This window comes from Methylobacterium marchantiae (assembly GCF_042679825.1).
GTDB classification, from domain to species: Bacteria; Pseudomonadota; Alphaproteobacteria; order Rhizobiales; family Beijerinckiaceae; genus Methylobacterium; species Methylobacterium marchantiae.
On record NZ_JBHTND010000001.1, the window covers coordinates 68,254 to 85,142 of the forward strand.

The 16,889-nt window shown below is 68.4% G+C and carries 17 protein-coding genes; 10 read left to right on the plus strand and 7 right to left on the minus strand.

Annotated elements, in window-relative coordinates:
- The first annotated feature begins 109 nt into the window (after positions 1-109).
- Positions 110-355 carry a hypothetical protein gene (locus tag ACFQ4G_RS00325; RefSeq protein WP_238207889.1) on the plus strand — a complete coding sequence of 82 codons (246 nt, stop codon included), beginning with the start codon at positions 110-112 and terminating at the stop codon, positions 353-355.
- Between the two features lie 88 nt (positions 356-443).
- Here the strand turns inward: ACFQ4G_RS00325 and ACFQ4G_RS00330 are convergent, their stop codons facing one another.
- Both ACFQ4G_RS00330 and ACFQ4G_RS00335 read right to left on the minus strand, forming a co-directional pair.
- The gene (locus tag ACFQ4G_RS00330; protein WP_379039541.1) at positions 444-2,024 is read right to left on the minus strand and encodes a L,D-transpeptidase family protein; all 1,581 of its coding nucleotides are present in this window, start codon (positions 2,022-2,024) and stop codon (positions 444-446) included.
- A gap of 394 nt (positions 2,025-2,418) precedes the next feature.
- Positions 2,419-3,381 (minus strand): acetyl-CoA carboxylase carboxyltransferase subunit alpha, encoded by a 963-nt coding sequence (locus ACFQ4G_RS00335; RefSeq protein ID WP_238207888.1) that lies wholly within the window; start codon positions 3,379-3,381, stop codon positions 2,419-2,421.
- 281 nt (positions 3,382-3,662) lie between these two features.
- Between ACFQ4G_RS00335 and ACFQ4G_RS00340 the strand changes: the two genes are divergently transcribed.
- Genes ACFQ4G_RS00340 through ACFQ4G_RS00350 form a run of 3 tightly spaced genes read left to right on the plus strand, consistent with a single transcriptional unit; the run spans position 3,663 to position 6,372 of the window.
- Positions 3,663-4,781, plus strand: coding sequence for a patatin-like phospholipase family protein (locus ACFQ4G_RS00340; protein ID WP_238207886.1), 1,119 nt, complete (start codon positions 3,663-3,665; stop codon positions 4,779-4,781).
- Positions 4,782-4,816: 35 nt separating this feature from the next.
- Positions 4,817-5,560 (plus strand): acetoacetate decarboxylase, encoded by a 744-nt coding sequence (locus ACFQ4G_RS00345; RefSeq protein ID WP_238207884.1) that lies wholly within the window; start codon positions 4,817-4,819, stop codon positions 5,558-5,560.
- Between the two features lie 26 nt (positions 5,561-5,586).
- The gene (locus ACFQ4G_RS00350) at positions 5,587-6,372 is read left to right on the plus strand and encodes a 3-hydroxybutyrate dehydrogenase (RefSeq protein ID WP_238207882.1); all 786 of its coding nucleotides are present in this window, start codon (positions 5,587-5,589) and stop codon (positions 6,370-6,372) included.
- Between the two features lie 65 nt (positions 6,373-6,437).
- Here ACFQ4G_RS00350 and ACFQ4G_RS00355 read toward each other — a convergent pair whose 3' ends face one another.
- The 3 genes from ACFQ4G_RS00355 to meaB all read right to left on the minus strand — a co-directional run bounded on the left by ACFQ4G_RS00355 (position 6,438) and on the right by meaB (position 8,544).
- Complete coding sequence (locus ACFQ4G_RS00355; RefSeq protein ID WP_238207880.1) at positions 6,438-6,782, minus strand: CsbD family protein; 345 nt, start codon at positions 6,780-6,782, stop codon at positions 6,438-6,440.
- Positions 6,783-6,910: 128 nt separating this feature from the next.
- On the minus strand, positions 6,911-7,543 hold the full coding sequence (locus tag ACFQ4G_RS00360; protein WP_238207878.1) for a pyroglutamyl-peptidase I family protein: 633 nt from the start codon (positions 7,541-7,543) through the stop codon (positions 6,911-6,913).
- Positions 7,540-8,544, minus strand: a complete 1,005-nt coding sequence (gene meaB / locus ACFQ4G_RS00365) for a methylmalonyl Co-A mutase-associated GTPase MeaB (RefSeq protein WP_238207876.1) — start codon at positions 8,542-8,544, stop codon at positions 7,540-7,542. The genes ACFQ4G_RS00360 and meaB overlap by 4 nt, the downstream gene beginning before the upstream one ends.
- A 222-nt stretch (positions 8,545-8,766) precedes the next feature.
- On the opposite strand from meaB, the gene ACFQ4G_RS00370 reads away from it, so the two are divergent.
- The 3 genes from ACFQ4G_RS00370 (at position 8,767) to ACFQ4G_RS00380 (ending at position 10,804) form a co-directional block, all read left to right on the plus strand.
- Entirely contained in the window at positions 8,767-9,804 is a 1,038-nt protein-coding gene (locus ACFQ4G_RS00370) for an alpha/beta hydrolase (RefSeq protein ID WP_238207874.1), read from the plus strand.
- Positions 9,805-9,991: 187 nt separating this feature from the next.
- On the plus strand, positions 9,992-10,348 hold the full coding sequence (locus tag ACFQ4G_RS00375) for a hypothetical protein (RefSeq protein WP_238207872.1): 357 nt from the start codon (positions 9,992-9,994) through the stop codon (positions 10,346-10,348).
- Between the two features lie 81 nt (positions 10,349-10,429).
- Positions 10,430-10,804 (plus strand): VOC family protein, encoded by a 375-nt coding sequence (locus ACFQ4G_RS00380; protein ID WP_238207870.1) that lies wholly within the window; start codon positions 10,430-10,432, stop codon positions 10,802-10,804.
- Positions 10,805-10,818: 14 nt separating this feature from the next.
- Here the strand turns inward: ACFQ4G_RS00380 and ACFQ4G_RS00385 are convergent, their stop codons facing one another.
- Positions 10,819-12,363: a L,D-transpeptidase family protein gene (locus ACFQ4G_RS00385; protein ID WP_238207868.1), complete on the minus strand. Its 1,545-nt coding sequence runs from the start codon at positions 12,361-12,363 to the stop codon at positions 10,819-10,821.
- 145 nt (positions 12,364-12,508) lie between these two features.
- Here ACFQ4G_RS00385 and ACFQ4G_RS00390 point away from each other — a divergent pair, with 145 nt between their 5' ends.
- The 3 genes from ACFQ4G_RS00390 (at position 12,509) to ACFQ4G_RS00400 (ending at position 15,827) form a co-directional block, all read left to right on the plus strand.
- The gene (locus tag ACFQ4G_RS00390) at positions 12,509-13,339 is read left to right on the plus strand and encodes an SDR family NAD(P)-dependent oxidoreductase (protein ID WP_238207866.1); all 831 of its coding nucleotides are present in this window, start codon (positions 12,509-12,511) and stop codon (positions 13,337-13,339) included.
- Positions 13,340-13,519: 180 nt separating this feature from the next.
- Entirely contained in the window at positions 13,520-14,998 is a 1,479-nt protein-coding gene (gene zwf, locus ACFQ4G_RS00395) for a glucose-6-phosphate dehydrogenase (RefSeq protein ID WP_238207863.1), read from the plus strand.
- A 148-nt stretch (positions 14,999-15,146) separates the two neighbouring features.
- Positions 15,147-15,827 carry a GntR family transcriptional regulator gene (locus tag ACFQ4G_RS00400; protein ID WP_238207861.1) on the plus strand — a complete coding sequence of 227 codons (681 nt, stop codon included), beginning with the start codon at positions 15,147-15,149 and terminating at the stop codon, positions 15,825-15,827.
- A gap of 321 nt (positions 15,828-16,148) precedes the next feature.
- Here the strand turns inward: ACFQ4G_RS00400 and ACFQ4G_RS00405 are convergent, their stop codons facing one another.
- The gene (locus ACFQ4G_RS00405) at positions 16,149-16,805 is read right to left on the minus strand and encodes a GntR family transcriptional regulator (RefSeq protein WP_238207859.1); all 657 of its coding nucleotides are present in this window, start codon (positions 16,803-16,805) and stop codon (positions 16,149-16,151) included.
- Between the last annotated feature and the right edge of the window lie 84 nt (positions 16,806-16,889).

The window sequence follows — 16,889 nt, forward strand, 5'->3', positions numbered from 1 at the left end:
CCCCCCGGGCCCCCCCCCACGTCTCGACGTGCGGCAATCATCTCTCCGGCATCAGCGGGGGGGATTATTCCGAGCGTCGCGCTCGGGAAAAAGAGAACGGAAACGCCCGATGAGAAAATTGATCTTCGCCCTCGCCATGGTCGGAAGCCTCGGTGCCGCCGGCCTCGCGACGAGCGCTTCGGCAGCCCCCGGTGCGCCGATGGGCGTGACCTCCTCCGAGACCGTTACCCCCGTCCGCATGCACCATGCCGAGCGCCGCATGATGCACCGTCGCATGCATCGCAAGCACCACATGCGCATGCACCGCAACCACATGCGTCATCGGATGATGCATCGTCGTATGAACCGCATGTGATCGCTGCCGCGATCCTGGATGTCGTCTGAATGAGAAAAGGGCCCCATCGGGGCCCTTTTTACGTCGCGGATCGAAAGAGGGCGGGCGCTCAGAGTTTCGGCGCTGCCGTCATGGCTTTCGGCGCTGCGTCCTTCGCCGCCGCCTCCTTCGAGGGAGCCGCCTTGGTGGATGCCGTCTTGGATGCCGGCGAGGTGGCATTGCCCGGGGCCTTGCCGGCCTTGGCCGGTTCGGCGACCGTCGTGGCCTTCGGCCCGACGGCGCCCGTGACCGACGGCGCGTTCAGAACATGAGCGCTCGGGATATGGGCGGTATGGACGGGCTTGCCCGGCTTCTGCGCCGGCTGGACCGTTTCCGCCGCGACGGCGGCCGGGATGGTGGCGGCGTCGGCCGAAGGCGTCGCTGGCGTGGGTGAGGTCTTGGGGGTGAAGAGGCTGCCGAGGACCTTCGTGTAGGAAGGCGAATCGGCGTCGGCATCGGCGACCATGACCCGTGCCGGCTTCTGCGGCTCGGGCGCCGCATCCTTCTTCGCCACCACGCTTCCGGGCTTGGTCTTGTCGGAACTCGCCTTGAGGGCCGCCGCTGCGGCCTTCGTCGGGATCGGGGCCTCGGCGGCGGCGATCATGACCGGGCGACCCTTGGCGTCCACCTCGATCTCGCGCTCTCCGGCAGCCAGGCTCTCGGGCCGGCTCACCTCGCCGAGATGGTGGCGCGCATAGTCCTTCGGGTCGTAGGGGCCCTCGGGTTCGTCCTTCTTCGTCAGGTTGGCGAAGGCCAGGGTCGAGGGCGGAGCCTGCGGCCGGAACACCGGGTTCTGGCCGCCATCGTCGTAGACCACCCGGGTCGCGGGGGTACCCTTGGCGATCAGTTCGGCGATCTGCTGATTGTCGTGGGCGCGCTTCTCGGCCACCAGCGTGTCGACCTTCGGCGAGCACGACCCCGCCGCCACGTCCTGTCCGCCGAAGACGTAGCGCGTGCCGCAGACGTTCACCCGCGGCTCGTCGCGCAGGGCTTCGAAATAATCCGAGCCCTCCTTCAGGTTCTTCCAGAACGGCGCGTTCGGGTCGTTGCGGTACTTGGCGAAGTTCTGTGCCGTCATCCGGAACGGATAGGACTGGAACTGGAACGCGCGCTGGCCGCCGGCGAAGGAATCGCGCGCCAGGGCGTAGAGCTCGCCCATGGATTCGTCGGTCATGGCGAAACAGCCCGACGACGAGCAGGTGCCGTGAACCATGATGTAATTGCCGGTCCGGCCGTTGGCCCGATCGTAGGTGTTCGGGTAGCCGGTATCGAACGAGAGGTAGTAGGACGAGTTCGGGTTCATCTGCCCCGGCGTGACCGTGTAGAAGCCCTCGGGAGCCTGCCGGTCGCCCTGCTTGGTCTTGGGGCCGAGCTGGCCCGACCAGCGGCAGATCGGGAAGGTCTTGAGCAGCGCGTACTGACCGTTCGTACCGCGCTTCCACACCTCCATCTCCGCTTCCTTCTTATAGGCGCGGATCAGGATCGGATCGTTGGTGGACATGCCCTTCTGGGCCATCAGCGCCAGGGTCTTGGCGGGAACGGGCGTGAGAGCGCGCAGCGGGACGCCGCCGCCCATCGAGCCATCCTGGCAAGCGGTGAGGGAAACGGCGAGCGCAGCGAAACCGGCAGCCATAGCCAAGCGTAAAGCCAGCGGGCGCAAAGCCATGGGGAACCCCGTCCTCATTCATGCGTCCGCGGGATCTCGCCCGTCGAACGCCACTCCCCAACCCATTAGCGTCGTTAAACTTACCCGGTTGTTACCGCAAGAAGACGCAAATGGCCGGACGTGCAGGGTGTGGATTTCGGTGGCTCACACACCACGGGCACCAAGTTGCCGCAAAGTGAGGATCGGTCCTTCGTGGTGAGATGCCCGTGAGCGCTGGGATCGGCTTGATTCCGCTGGTATTTCAAGTGCGGTACCGGCCCCCGTCGTGGTGCGCGGCGGCGGAGCGAACTCGATGATCGCGAGCCAAATGAGGACTTTAACAAACCCCTCATCGGTTCCCTTGTCGTAATGCGCCAAAACGACGCAGGAAGCCTATGGGCTACAGCCGGCGGCCGATGTCGAGGAACTTCGCGGCGCGGCGGTCGCGGATCTCGTCGGGGCTCAGTCCGTCGAATTCCGAGAGCGCCCTCGACACCGCCTTGCCCGTATTGGCGATCGCCGCCTCGCGGCCGCGATGGGCGCCGCCGGTGGCTTCCGGGATGATGCCGTCGATGATCCCGAGGCGGAGGAGGTCCTGCGCCGTGATCTTCATGGCGGTGGCGGCATCCGCGGCGCGGCCCTGGTCGCGCCAGAGGATCGAGGCCGCGCCCTCCGGCGAGATCACGCCGTAGATCGCGTGTTCCAGCATGAGCACCCGGTTGGCGGTGGCGAGCGCGATGGCGCCGCCCGAGCCGCCCTCGCCGATGACCACGGCGACGTTGGGAACGCCCAGCGCGAGGCAGGCCTCGGTGGAACGGGCGATGGCCTCGGCCTGGCCGCGTTCCTCCGCCTCGATGCCCGGGAAGGCACCGGCCGTATCGACGAAGGCGAGGACGGGCAGGCCGAATCGGTCGGCCATCTCCATCAGCCGCACCGCCTTGCGGTAGCCCTCCGGCTTGGCCATCCCGAAATTGTGGCGCAGCCGGCTCTCGGTCGTGGAGCCCTTCTCCTGGCCGAGCACGCAGACGGCGCGCCCCTCGAAACGGCCGAACCCGGCGACGATGGCCTCGTCCTCGCCGAAGGCGCGGTCGCCCGCCAGCGGCGTGAACTCGGTGATGAGCCCGGCGCAATAATCGATGAAGTGCGGGCGCTGCGGATGGCGCGCCACCTGTGTCTTCTGCCAGGGCGTCAGGGTGGCGTAGATGTCGGAGAGGGCGGAGGCCGCCTTGGCCTCGAGCCGGCCGACCTCCTCGCTGATGGAGACCGCGCCGTCGCGGGCGGCCATGGTCCTCAGCTCCTCCAGTTTGGATTCGAGCTCGGCCACCGGCTTCTCGAAATCGAGATAGGAGCGCGTCACCGACATCGGTCAGAGATCCTTGTTCGTCGCCATGGGCGCGCCGGGAGGCCGTGTCGGGTACGACGGCGACGGCAGGCGTCCTGTGCGGGCGGGGAAAGCCGCGACTATGGCCGGGGGTGTTGGCGAAGGAGCATCGCCTGTCAACCATTTCGGACTGCCGAGCCCGCCTTCGCCTCCCGCGGCGATAGCCATGAGCTTGGCCCTGGGTCATGGTGGCGTCATCGTTGCACGCCCACCCTGTCTGCTCGTGCAGGGCGTCGCGAGACGCTTCGAAGAGGTCCGCGCCCGTGACTGCGTTTCCCAGCGGCGAATCCCACGTTCTCGTGCTCCAGGGCGGCGGAGCGCTCGGTTCGTATCAGGCCGGCATCTACGAGACGCTGTCCATCGAGGGCATCGCGATCGACTGGGTGGCCGGCATCTCCATCGGCGCGATCAACGCCGCCCTCATCGCCGGCAACCCGCCCGAGCGTCGGGTGGAGCGGATGCGGGCATTCTGGGAGCAGGTCTCCTCGGGTGTGATGGGCTCGCCCTGGTTCCCCGGCGAACAGGCGCGGGCGGCCTTCAACGAGGCCAGCGCCAACTGGATCGCCACCTTCGGCGTGCCCGGCTTCTTCTCCCCGCGCTTCCCTCCGGCGACCTTCTACCCGCCCGGCGCACCGGAGGCGCTGAGCTACTACGATACCGCTCCGCTGAAGGCGACGCTGGAGCGGCTGGTGGATTTCGACCTCGTCAACGAGGGACGGACCCGGCTCAGCATCGGCGCGGTCAACGTGCGCACCGGCAACTTCGTCTATTTCGACAATCGCTGCGACCGGATCACGCCCGAGCACATCATGGCCTCGGGCGCCCTGCCGCCCGGCTTCCCGCCGGTGACGATCGACGGCGAGCAGTATTGGGACGGCGGCATCGTCTCGAACACGCCGCTGCAATACATCCTCGACGAGGAGCGCAGCCGCGACCTCGTGATCTACCAGGTCGACCTGTTCGCCGCGCGCGGGCCGATGCCGCGCAACCTGATCGAATCGGCCGAGCGCGAGAAGGACATCCGCTTCTCGAGCCGGACGCGGCTCAACACCGACATGAACCTCGAATCGCGCAAGGCCAAGGCCGCGTTCCGGCGCCTGGCCGAGAAGCTGCCGCCGGAGCTGATGAGCGACGAGGACGTCACCTACCTGCGCCAGGTCACCCATGCCAACTTCACCACGGTGATGCAGCTGATTTACCGCCGGAAGGCCTATGAGGGGAACTCGAAGGATTACGAGTTTTCCCGCGCCACCATGCTCGAACATTGGGCGGCGGGCGCCGGTGATCTGCGCCGGTCCCTGCGCGCGCCGGCCTGGCGGGAGCGGGTGCAGGACGAGACCGGCGTCGCCGTGTTCGACCTGACGCGGGACGCCCGCGACTGACGCCGCCCTGACCCCCTACCCGGGAGCCCCACGCCATGACCCGCGACGAGATCCTGCACGTTCCCTCGATGCCCGCCTTCAGCCCGAGCTATCCGCGCGGGCCGTATCGCTTCCTCAGGCGCGAATATCTCATCGTCACCTACGAGACCGACGCCGAGGCCCTGCGCCGGGCGCTGCCGGAACCCCTGGAGCCGCATCCCGAGAACCTCGTCTATTACGAGTGGATGAAGATGCCGGATTCCTCCGGTTTCGGCGATTACGAGGAGAGCGGGTCGGGTGCCGTCGCCACCTATAACGGCGAGGCATGCAATTTCTCGATCCAGATGTATCTCGACGACGAGCCGCCGATCACGGCCGGCCGCGAGATCTGGGGATTCCCGAAGAAATGGGGCGTTCCCCGCCTCAAGATCACGAAGGACACCCTCACCGGCACGCTCCATTACGACGAGGAGCGGGTGGCGATGGGCACCATGACCTACAAGCACAAGAGCCTGGAGAACGAGCTCGACGCAGTGAAGGCCGGGCTCGGCCGGCTCAACGTGAACCTCAAGCTCCTTCCCGACGTCACCGGCGCCCCGAAGGTGGCCCAGCTCGTCGGCTATCGCCTGGAGGACATCACCGTCCACGGTGCCTGGGACGGCGAGGCCCGCCTTGACTTGATCCCGCACGTGAACTGTCGCGTCGCCGACCTGCCGGTGAAGCGCATCGTCGGCGGCCGGCACATGATCGTGGACTTCACCTTGCCGTACGGGCAGGTGCTGCACGACTATCTCGCCTGAACGCGCCGACACGGACGGAGATTTCCATGAGCCTGACTTCCAAGACCGCCATCGTCACGGGGTCCACCAGCGGCATCGGCCTCGCCTATGCCCGCGCCTTCGCCAAGGAGGGCGCCAACGTCGTCATCAACGGTTTCGGCAAGCCGGAGGACATCGAGAAGGAGCGCGCCGGGATCGAGGCGGAATTCGGCGTGAAGGCCGCCTATTCCCCGGCCGACCTCACCAAGCCCGGCGAGATCGAGGGGCTGATCCGGCTGGGCGAGGAGACCTTCGGCTCCGTCGACGTGCTCGTGAACAATGCCGGCGTCCAGTACGTCTCGCCGATCGAGGATTTCCCGCCGGAGAAGTGGGAGCAGATCATCGCCCTCAACCTGTCCTCGGCCTTCTACACCATGCGCTACGCCATCCCCGGCATGAAGAGCCGCAAATGGGGCCGGATCATCAACACCGCCTCGGCGCATTCGCTGGTCGCCTCGCCGTTCAAATCCGCCTACGTCTCGGCCAAGCACGGCATCGCCGGCCTCACCAAGACCGCGGCCCTCGAACTCGCCACCCACGGCATCACCGTGAACTGCATCTCGCCGGGCTACGTCTGGACGCCGCTGGTCGAGGCGCAGATTCCCGACACGATGAAGGCGCGGGGCATGACAAAGGAGCAGGTCATGAACGACGTGCTGCTGGCCGCCCAGCCGACCAAGGAATTCGTCACCGTGGCGCAGGTGGCGGCGCTTGCCGTGTTCCTGTGCTCGGACGCCGCCAGCCAGATCACCGGGGCGAACATCCCCATGGATGGTGGCTGGACGGCGCAGTAGGCGGGCAACAAAAAGCCCGCCCCGTCGGGATGACGGGACGGGCTCGTTGGGAGCGGAGTGCCGGCTCAGCGGCGGCCGTGCAGCAGCAGGGCGAGGCCGTAGCCGACGGCGCCAGCGATCACCAAGGCGATGAGCGGGTTCTCCTCGACGCGGCTCTCCACCGCGCGGGCGCCGTCGCGGACATAGGAGCCGCCGCGGTCATAGGCGTCGCCGGCATAATCCGAGACGTTGTCGGCGACGTCGCGCAGGGTGTCCTTGGCCTGGCCGTAGACTTCCTGGGCGCGCCCTTCGGCCTCGCGGTAGCGGCCTTCCGCCGACGAACGCGACGATCCGACGGCATCGCCGATGGCGCTCTGTGCGCGGCCGCCGAGGTCCTTGGCCGCTCCGACGACTCGATCCGTATCAACCATTGGTCTGCTCCTTGAAAATCGATGACGCGCGATCGGCGCTTCCAAGGCGGCGCCCGCATCCGATGGTCACAGAACGTGCGAAGTGGCCGAAGGGCACCATGGCGCGGCGTTTTTGTTGGCGGCGCGGGTTACGCGGGGTTCCGGCGCCGGGCGGCCACGAGCATCAGGCGTCCCACTCCAGTCACCGCCCGCGGCAGCGTAGCGGAGGGATCGCGCTGCTTCAGGGCCGGCCCAATCCTTCGTCGCCAGCCGGGCTTCGCCGGGGGAATGTGCAGGAACAGGACCGGGCAGGTTTCCGCCAGCGCGCGAAAATAGCTGGCATTGCAGAGATAGCGCCCGGCATTCGCGGACGGGATCGCGGCGACCCCGTGGCGCCGCAGGGCGACGAGGGCGCGGTCCGCGATCGTCGCCCTGCGCTGCGCCGGCCCGTCCCGGTCGAGGCGGAGCTTCGCCGGCATTCGCCCCGATGCGTCGGGAAACAGCCGGCTCGTCCGGTTGACGGCGCGGGCTTCGACGCGGACCCGCTTGGCGCGGCCGGCGACGCCGATCATCAGCACGGCCGCCGGCCTCTCGGCGAGGGCCGGCTTCAGCATTTCGGGGATCGCCGCATAGGCGGTGGGCAGGATCAGCGTGCGCAATGGGAACCCCGCGATGCCGTGCCGGCCGATCCTCCCGACTTGTCGGGCGAGGGTCTCGCTCGGGTTGCGCGGCATTCCCGGAAAGGGGCCGAAGCCGGTGACGAGGAGATGCCCCCGCGTCACAGCCCGATCAGCGTCGCGATGGCCTCCGCGCCGGCTGCCGGGGAGGATTCGCCGCGCGCGACGCCGGCTTCCGCCTCCGCCGTCTGCTTGCGCACCTCGGGCGAGCCGACGAGGCGCTGGTGCAGGCGCTCGTGGACGAGGGCCCACATCCACTTCACGTCCTGCGCCCGGCGCTTCTTGGCGATTTCGCCCGTGGCGGTGAGCTTGTTGCGGTGGTCGACCACCTTTTCCCATAGCGCGTCGAGACGCTTGTTGTTCAGCCCGGAGATCGTCACCACCGGCGGCGTCCAGCTCGAACTCGGGGCGCTGAGGATATGGAGCGCGGCGCGGTACTCGCCGGCAGCGGCATTGGCCCGGCGCTCGCCCTCGCCATCGTCGGCCTTGTTGACAGCGATCATGTCGGCGAGTTCGAGGATGCCCTTCTTGATGCCCTGCAGCTCGTCGCCGGCGCCGGGCAGCATCAGCACCAGGAAGAAGTCGGTGAGGTCGGCCACCGCCGTCTCCGACTGGCCGACGCCCACCGTCTCCACCAGGATCACGTCGAACCCCGCCGCCTCGCAGAGCAGCATGGTCTCGCGGGTCTTGGCCGCCACGCCCCCGAGGGTTCCCGACGAGGGGGATGGGCGGATGAAGGCGTTGGGATCGAGCGCCAGCTGCGCCATCCGGGTCTTGTCGCCGAGGATCGAGCCGCCGGTACGGCTGGAGGACGGGTCCACCGCCAGCACCGCCACCTTGTGGCCGGCGGCGGTGAGATTGGCTCCGAGATTGTCGATGGTGGTGGACTTGCCGACACCCGGCACGCCGGTGATGCCGACGCGGATCGCCGTGCCGGTCTGCGGCAGCACCGCATCGATGAGGTCGCGCGCCGCCGCGCGATGATCGGCCCGTTTCGATTCCGCGAGGGTGATCGCCCGCGCCAGGGCTGCGCGGTCGCCCGCGAGCAGGCGCTCGCGCAGGGAGTCGAGATCGAGGGAGGGGGGTGTTGCCATGAGCCCCTTCATGCCGGGCCGGCCCGGTTTCGTCGAGAGGGTGCGCGCGTTTGGCGTCTGCGCCCCTGTACCCCCTGGGCCACAGGCCGGCCTCTGCCCGCTATTCACATCGCCTCCCGCCACGCCCGCGCCCTGCCATGGTCACGATCGTCGGCGACAGGGTAGGACGAGGGGCCGGGCGCTCGAAGCGCCGGGCCATCATGAGGCCGCCGATACGCCATGATCCGAAACACCATGACCGGGACGACAGCGCCGACCCGCCGCTCGCTGATCCGCGCCGCCGCGCTCATGGGCGTCGCCAGCGTGACGCCGGGGCTCGCCGGCTGTGTCACGGACGGCCTCGTCACCGGCGGCACCGGTCCGGAGCGGCAATCGAATCTCGACGTCAGCCCGATCCTGCTGGTGGCGACCACGCGCAAGCCCGTGGGCAGCCCGCCCAAGAGCCCGTATTTCAGCTCCGAGCGCGGACGCGGCCTGAGTTTCGCCGAGGTGCGCCTCTCGGCGCCCGACCGTTCGCTCATCGGCAAGGTCTCCTCCGTGGTCAGCGGGGATTGGGCGGTGGCGGCCGTGCCGCAGGTGGAGACGGGGGCGGGCGCCGCCGCGGCTTTCACCCAGGCCGCCTTCGGGCGTGACGTGCTGATCTACGTCCACGGCTACCGCGAGAGCTTCGCTTCGGCGGCGGTGAGCGCGGCCAGGCTCTCCGACGGCATCCATTTCCGTGGGGCCTCGGCCCTGTTCACCTGGCCCTCGGCCGCCGCCACCTTCGATTATGGCTACGACCGCGAGAGCGCTCTGTGGTCGCGTGACGCGTTCGAGGATCTCCTCAAGGCGCTGGCGAGCTCGCCCTCCGGCGGGCGCATCAACATCGTCGCCCATTCCATGGGGACGCTGCTGACCCTCGAGACAATCCGCATGCTGCGCGCCGAGGCCGGCGAGGCGGCGATGTCGCGCATCGGCGCCATCGTGCTCGCCGCTCCCGACATCGACATCGATCTCTTCACCGGTGCGGTGGAGCGGATGGGGCCGGACGTGTCGAAGATCACGGTGATTTCCTCCACCAACGACCGGGCGCTGGAACTTTCGGGCGCCATCGCCGGCGGCGTCGTCCGTGCGGGGGCGGCCGACCGCGAACGGCTGGAAGCGCTCGGCGTGCGCGTCGCCGACGCCTCCGATTACGGCGGCGGGCTCATCAACCACGACCTGTTCCTGTCCAATCCGGACGTGCAGGGCGTGGTGAAGCGCGCGATCGGACGTGCGGCCGGCGGGGCCTGACCGTCGGGCTGGGACTCTGGCACGGCTCGCCGACGAGGCTCACCGATATGGCTCGCGGATAAGCCCTGAATGCCTCGCGACGGCCCTTGGCCTCGCGTGCGTTCGCCCCTACACGAGCGGCGGTCGGGCTGACGATTCCCTCGCCGACGCGGCCGCCCTCCGGCGCGCCCAGAATGAGGATTGTGCGATGTTCACACTCGATATCGATGGCGTGGCCATCGCGGTCATCAACGGGACCGAAGAGACGGCTCGCGACCTGTTCACCTGCGACGGCTTCAAGGAAGACATCCAGGCGATGAAGAGCGACGGCAAGGTGCTGTGGAACGGCACCTCCGAACTCAAGATCCGCCCGGCCACCGAGGACGAGATCGAGATCTTCGAGGACGCGCTGGCAGAGGACGATTCGGAGGAGGACGCCCCGTTCGAGCCCGACATGCGCCACGCCAAGAGCGCCGAGGAGCCCGACGAGGACGAGGACGAGGAGGACGATGCGGACATCGTGTTCCTGGTGGACATCGACGAGGATGCCGGCCTCGATTCGTAAGACTCAGGTTGATCGCGGCCCGGTCCCTTCCGGGGCGATCGGGCCGCGATCGGCTGCTCGCGATTGCTGACGGGGACGGCGATGACCTTCCGCTTCGAACACCTCCACCTGCGCAGCCTCGATGCGGTGAAGGCCGGGCTGTTCTACGTCGAGACCTTCGGGGCGCGCGAAGTCGCCCGCGAAGGCGGTGAGTCCGTGACGCGCGTCGTCCTCGACCTCGGCGGGCTCACCCTCTTCATCGAGCAGGCGCCCGAGGCGGGCCCTGCGGCCAAGCCTCCGAACCGGGGCATCGAACATATCGGTCTGGCAGTGGACGACATCGAGGGCGCGGTCGCCGACCTGAAAAAGCGCGGGATCGGCTTCGTCTTCGACATCACGGACGTGCGTCCCGGATTGCGCACCGCCTTTCTCGACGGGCCGGACGGAGTCCGTATCGAACTGCTGCAGCGCGGCTGACCCGGGCCGGCCGGTCAGTCGATCGCCGGCCGCCCCGCCTTGCCGGGAACGAGACCGGGCGGCATCATTCCGCTCTCTGCGGTCCTCTGCGGCACCGGCGCGGATCGCGCCGCCTTCGCGGGAGCGGCCGGGGCAGGGCGCTTCGGTGTCACCGAGCCCGTCGTCACCACATCGGGGACCGGAGCCGGCGCTCCCACCGGGGGGCTGTCGATCCCGTAGATGTCGTCGCGGAAATGCGCCCGTCCGTCCGGGGTGGCGTAGCCGGTGAGATAGACAAAGGTCACCGGGATCTGCTTCGGCAGCTTGATGTCGACGCGTTCGTTGGTGGCGATGCTGGTCTCGATCTCGATCGGTCCCCAGGTCGAGCCGGCGCCGTTCGGGCCGGGCGTGCCTTCGAGCAGCCAGCCGGCGAGTTCCTTCACCTGCGCCACCCGCACGCAGCCATGCGAATGGAACCGCACTTCGCGGGCGAAGAGCGATTTCGACGGGGTGTCGTGCATGTAGACGGCCTGCTTGTTCGGCATGTCGATGCGGACCTGGCCGAGGGAGTTGTCGAGGCCGGAATCCTGGCGCAGCGTGTAATTGGCCGCCTTCTCGCCGGCCCAGTCGATCGTCGTCGGATCGACCTCGACGCCGCCGGGGCCGAGGATGCGGATGCGCTCGCGGGCGAGGTAGCCCGGATCCTTGCGCATCTTCGGGATGATCTCCTTTTTGATGATCGAGACCGGCAGGGTCCAGGTCGGGTTGAGGTTCACGTCGGTGATCCGCGCCTCGATCCGTGGCGTCGCCTTGTCGGGTTTGCCGACCACGGCCACGTAGCGGCGCACCACGACGCCGCGCTCCACCGCCTCCACAGTGGCGGAGGGGATGTTCACCACCACGTAGCGATCACCGTAAGGAAAGTTCGAGCCGATCTGCCGGGTCGCCGAGGCCGAGAGCTGGCGCTGCCGCGTGGCCGCCGGCACGTTGAGCGCGGCCACGGTCTGGCGGCCGACGAGGCCGGTCTCGGGCAATCCGTGGCGGGCCTGGAACGCCTTTACCGCGGAAACGAGAACGGGATCGAGCTGATCCGAACTCGGTACGCCGGCCGGCAGGTCGCCGGTGAGGACGAGGTGCCGGCGAAGTGCCGGGATGTTGGGGTCGCGGGCACCGGGCTTGATCGTCAGATCGGCTGGCAGCGTGCCCCAGCCGCCGGCATCGACGATGCCCTGGTAGCGCTCGGCCATGCGGAACGTATCGAGGAAGGTCGAGGGCGCGAGGGTCGGGACCGGATCGTCCGACACCCGCGCCACCACTAAGGGCGGCAGTTCGCGCGATTTCTTCGGTGCCGCCGGTGCCGGCTCGGCCCCCTGGGCGACGGGAAGGGCGGCCGGCGCACCGGTACTTGCCGGCGCCTCGGCCTTCGGCGCAGGTGCCGCCGGCTTGGCGGCCGGCGGTGGTTCGGGGCTGGCCGGAGGCGGCGCCGGTTCGGCCCGCGCCCCGGCGAGGCACAGAATCAGGGCGAGCGGCGACAGGCCGGCACGCAGGATCGAGGGGAACGCGACGCGACGCGACGACACAAGCAGGCCTCGTAATCAGATGTCGCCGGATCATGCGGGTGGGATGGTTACCAAGTCCCTCCCCGTCGCCGATGCGAGGCCCTGACAAAACCGGGCGCGGCGCCCTACCTCCCGCCGGACGCGAAACGTGAGGGGAGACGCGACCATGATCCATCATCCCGCGATCCGGCCGGGCGCTACCGCCGTCGTGACGGGGGCCGCGAGCGGCATCGGGCTCGCCGCGGCCAGGCGCTTCGCTTCGGCCGGCATGCGGGTCGTCCTGGCCGACCTGCCCGGCGAGGCGCTGGAGACGGCGCGCGCGGAGATCGCGGCGACGGGCGCCGACATCCTGGCCCGTCCCACCGATGTCGGCCGGCGCGAGGATCTGGAGGCCTTGCGCGAGGCCGCCGGCGCGGCACCCGCCATCGTCATGCTCAATGCCGGGATCGAGGCGGGCGGCAAGTTGTTCTCGGACGAGGCGACCTGGCGGCGCATCCTCGACACCAACCTCTGGGGCGTCGTCAACGGCATCCAGGCCTTCGTACCCGCGATGATCGAGGCGGGGGAGCCCGGCGCGATCGTCGTCACCGGGTCGAAACAGGGGATCACCACGCCGCCGGGCAACACGCCCTACAACGTCTCGAAGGCTGGGGTGAAGGTGCTCGCCGAGGCGCTGGCCCACGACCTGCGCGGCCGCGACGGCGCCAGGGTGAGCGCCCATCTCCTCATCCCCGGTTTCGTCTATACCGGCCTCACCAGGGCGCGCGGCGTGGCCGAGAAGCCCGACGGCGCCTGGACGCCGGAGGAGACGGTGGAATTCCTGGTCGAGGCGATGGGGCGGGGCGACTTCTACATCCTCTGCCCCGACAACGAGACCACCCGCGCGCAGGACGAGAAGCGGATCGCCTGGGCAGCGGGCGACGTCATCGAGAACCGGCCCGCGCTCTCGCGCTGGCACCCGGACTATGCCGAGGCATTCAAGCGTCATATGAGCTGAGCGCGCTTCGCCTTCATGGGAGCCGGTTGCCCTGCCGCAGCTTCTGCGCGAGCCTCGCCATCGATCCTTCGTCTTCATCCTGGCGAATGCCTTGCATGGCGGGGGCCGGATGCCGGTCCTCACCCAGGTGATCCACGGCAACAGCCCCGTCCTCGGGGATATCAGAACGGGAGCCGCCCTTTGGCCACCATCATCCCAGTTGCCTCTTTCGATTGCGTCGTGTTCGGTGCCACCGGCGATCTGACGACGCGCAAGCTGCTGCCGGCGCTGTATTACCGCTTCAAGGACGGCCAGATTCCCGGCACCAGCCGCATCATCGGCGCGTCCCGCTCCGAGATGAGCGTCGAGGCGTTTCGCGAACGGGCGCGCGACGCCCTCAAGCGCTTCGTTCCGGCGCGCGACCTCGACGAGGAGAAGCTCGCCGCCTTCCTCGACCATCTCGACTACGTGGCGGTGGACGGGGCCGGCGACGACGGCTGGGACGATCTCGCCGCCAGGCTCGCCGAGCGGCCGGATCAGGTGCGCCCGTACTACCTCGCGACCTCGCCCGACCTCTACGGCTCGATCTGCCGCAACCTCGCCAGCCATGGGCTCATCGGCGAGAAGTCCCGCGTGGTGCTGGAGAAGCCCATCGGCAAGGATTTGAAATCCGCCCGCGCCATCAACGACGCCGTCGGCGAGGTCTTCCCCGAGGAGCAGATCTTCCGCATCGACCACTACCTCGGCAAGGAGACGGTGCAGAACCTCCTGGCCCTGCGCTTTGCCAACACCATTTTTGAGCGGCTTTGGACGGCGGACGTGATCGACCACGTCCAGATCACCGTGGGCGAGACGGTGGGTGTCGAGGGTCGGGCCGGCTATTACGACACGTCGGGCGCCCTGCGCGACATGGTGCAGAACCACCTGCTCCAGCTCCTCTGCCTGATGGCGATGGAGAGCCCGCTCACCCTCGACGCCAATTCCGTACGCGACGAGAAGCTGAAGGTGCTGCGCGCCTTGAAGCCGATCACCCCCAACGACGTCCAGGCGGTCACCGTCCGCGGCCAGTATTCGGCCGGCGCCGTCGACGGCAGGCCGGTGGAGGGCTACCGCGCCGATCTCGGCGGCGAGACGGCGAGCCGCACAGAGACCTTCGTCGCCCTGAAGCTCGAAGTGCAGTCCTGGCGCTGGGCCGGCGTGCCGTTCTACATCCGCACCGGCAAGCGCCTGCCGCAGAAGCTCTCCGAGATCGTGGTGCAGTTCCGCGCCTCGCCGTTCTCGATCTTCCCCGCCGAGTCGTTCGGGCGCGAGCCCAACCGCCTCGTCATCCGGTTGCAGCCGGAGGAGGGGATCAAGCTCGAGGTGATGACCAAGGATCCCGGCCCGGGCGGCATGCGCCTGCGCCCGACCAACCTCGACATCTCCTTCGAAGAGACCTTCAAGCAGCGCTATCCCGACGCCTACGAGCGCCTGCTGATGGATGTGGTGCGCGGCAACGCCACCCTGTTCATGCGCCGCGACGAGGTCGAGGTGGCCTGGGCCTGGGCCGATTCCCTGCTCAAGGCCTGGGCCGACCGGCCGGAGCCGCCGCGCCCCTACCCGGCGGGAAGCTGGGGGCCGACGGCGGCCATCGCCCTGATCGAGCGGGACGGCCGGACCTGGCACGAGGAAATGCATTGAGAGAACGATCATCTCTTCGCACCTGCGAAGAATAGTTATGCACTTGCAACTTCGATCAACTGTTCGGGCGCTCCCTCGACAGGCCGATGCCCGAAGCATACAGGTTTGGAGGAGTGTCTAGCCCTCCAACACCAAGACCCACGCACCCATGGAAAAGCTGGAATCGACGATCGGAATCAATCGTCGCTACCTCCATGACGAGGTCGTGGATCGGATGAGGGATCTCATCCAGTCCGGTGAACTCGAACCGCGGGCACGGGTGAACGAGAGTGAACTCACCGAGCGGTTCGGCATCTCGCGCACGCCCCTGCGCGAGGCGATCAAGATCCTGGCCACCGAAGGTCTGCTCGAATTGCTGCCCAACCGCGGCGCGCGGGTCGCCAGCCTGTCACAGGCCGAGATCGAGGAGATGATCGAGGTCATCGCCGGTCTCGAGGCGACCGCCGCCGATCTCGCCTGCCGCACGATCAGCGACGAGGAGATCGCCGTCATCGAGCGGGATCACCACAGCATGGTGAAGGCCTGGAAGGACGGAGAGGAAGCCACGTATTTCCGGCTCAACCGCGCGATCCACGAGGCGATCATGGCGGCGAGCCGCAATTCCGTGCTGGGCGCGATCTACGCGAGCCTGTCCGGTCGCATCCAGCGCTCGCGCTATGCCGTTCACCAGACCGCCGAACAATGGAGCCGCGCCGTGTCCGAGCACGAGCGGATGATCGAACTTCTCCATGCCCGCGACGGCGAGGCGCTGGCGGCGCTGATCCGCGCCCATATCCGGTCGAAGACCCCGGTCATCGCCGAGAATTTCGGCGCCGGCCTGAATACCTGATCGGCGCCGGGAGCCGTTCGCTCGCTCTCGACGGCAGCGTTCTCCATTGGGTGACGGCTGTCATTCCAACGGCCCTGAGCCTCAGGCCGCGCGGATGGTGGCGAGTATCTGTCCCATCTCCGCGTTGAGATGGTCCGATTCCCGCGAGAGCTCGGAGGCTGAGGCCGGGACCTGCGATGCGGCTCGCCCATCTCCTCGGCCGCTCCCGCCACGTCGGCGATGGGGGCCGTGACGTCGCCGGTGCCCGAGGCGCCTGGTTGATGTCGCGCACGATCTCCCGGGTCGTTTCCGTGACCGGCAGGCGCGCTCGACGCGCGGGCCTCACGCCGCGTCGCTGATCGAGCGAAGACTGGCGACGAGATCGGAGAACCTGTCGCCCTGGACGATGACATGGGCGCGCAGCCTGTCCGACGCTGCGGTCTCGTCGCCGGCGATGATGGCGGCGACGATGGCCTCGTGCTCGGCCAGGGACTGGCCCAGCCGATGCCGCGCCCGCAACTGCATCCGCCGGAACGGCGTGAGGCGCCGGTGCAGGAGCCGCGCCTGCTCGCACAGGAAATCGTTGCGGCAGGCGCGGTAGATCACCGTGTGGAAGACGTAGTTCTCCTGGTAGTAGGTCTCAGGATCGTCGTCCGCCGCGGCCGCGGCACAGGCAGCGAGCGCCTGTTTCATCGCCTCCTCGTCGGCGACGATCAGGCGGCGCGCGGCGAGCCGGCCGCACGACGCCTCGAGCTCGGCCATCGTCTCGAACATGGCGATGAGCACCTGCGGATCGGGGGCGCTGACGATGGCGCCGCGCCGCGGCTTGATCTCCACGAGGCCGGTCATGGCGAGCTGCAGCAGGGCCTCGCGGATCGGCGTGCGCGAAACGCCGAAGCGCTCGGCGAGGTCGGTCTCGTCGAGGCGGGAGCCGATGGCCAGCCGGCCATCCACGATCTCCGTCTCGATCGTCTGCCTGAGGCTGAGCGAACGGCTCATGGCACTGTCATCCCTGCGGCTCGTCAAAAAATCGGCTTGATCCATTATTCAATGCCGTTGACAAAATATACAAGCCATAGTTCT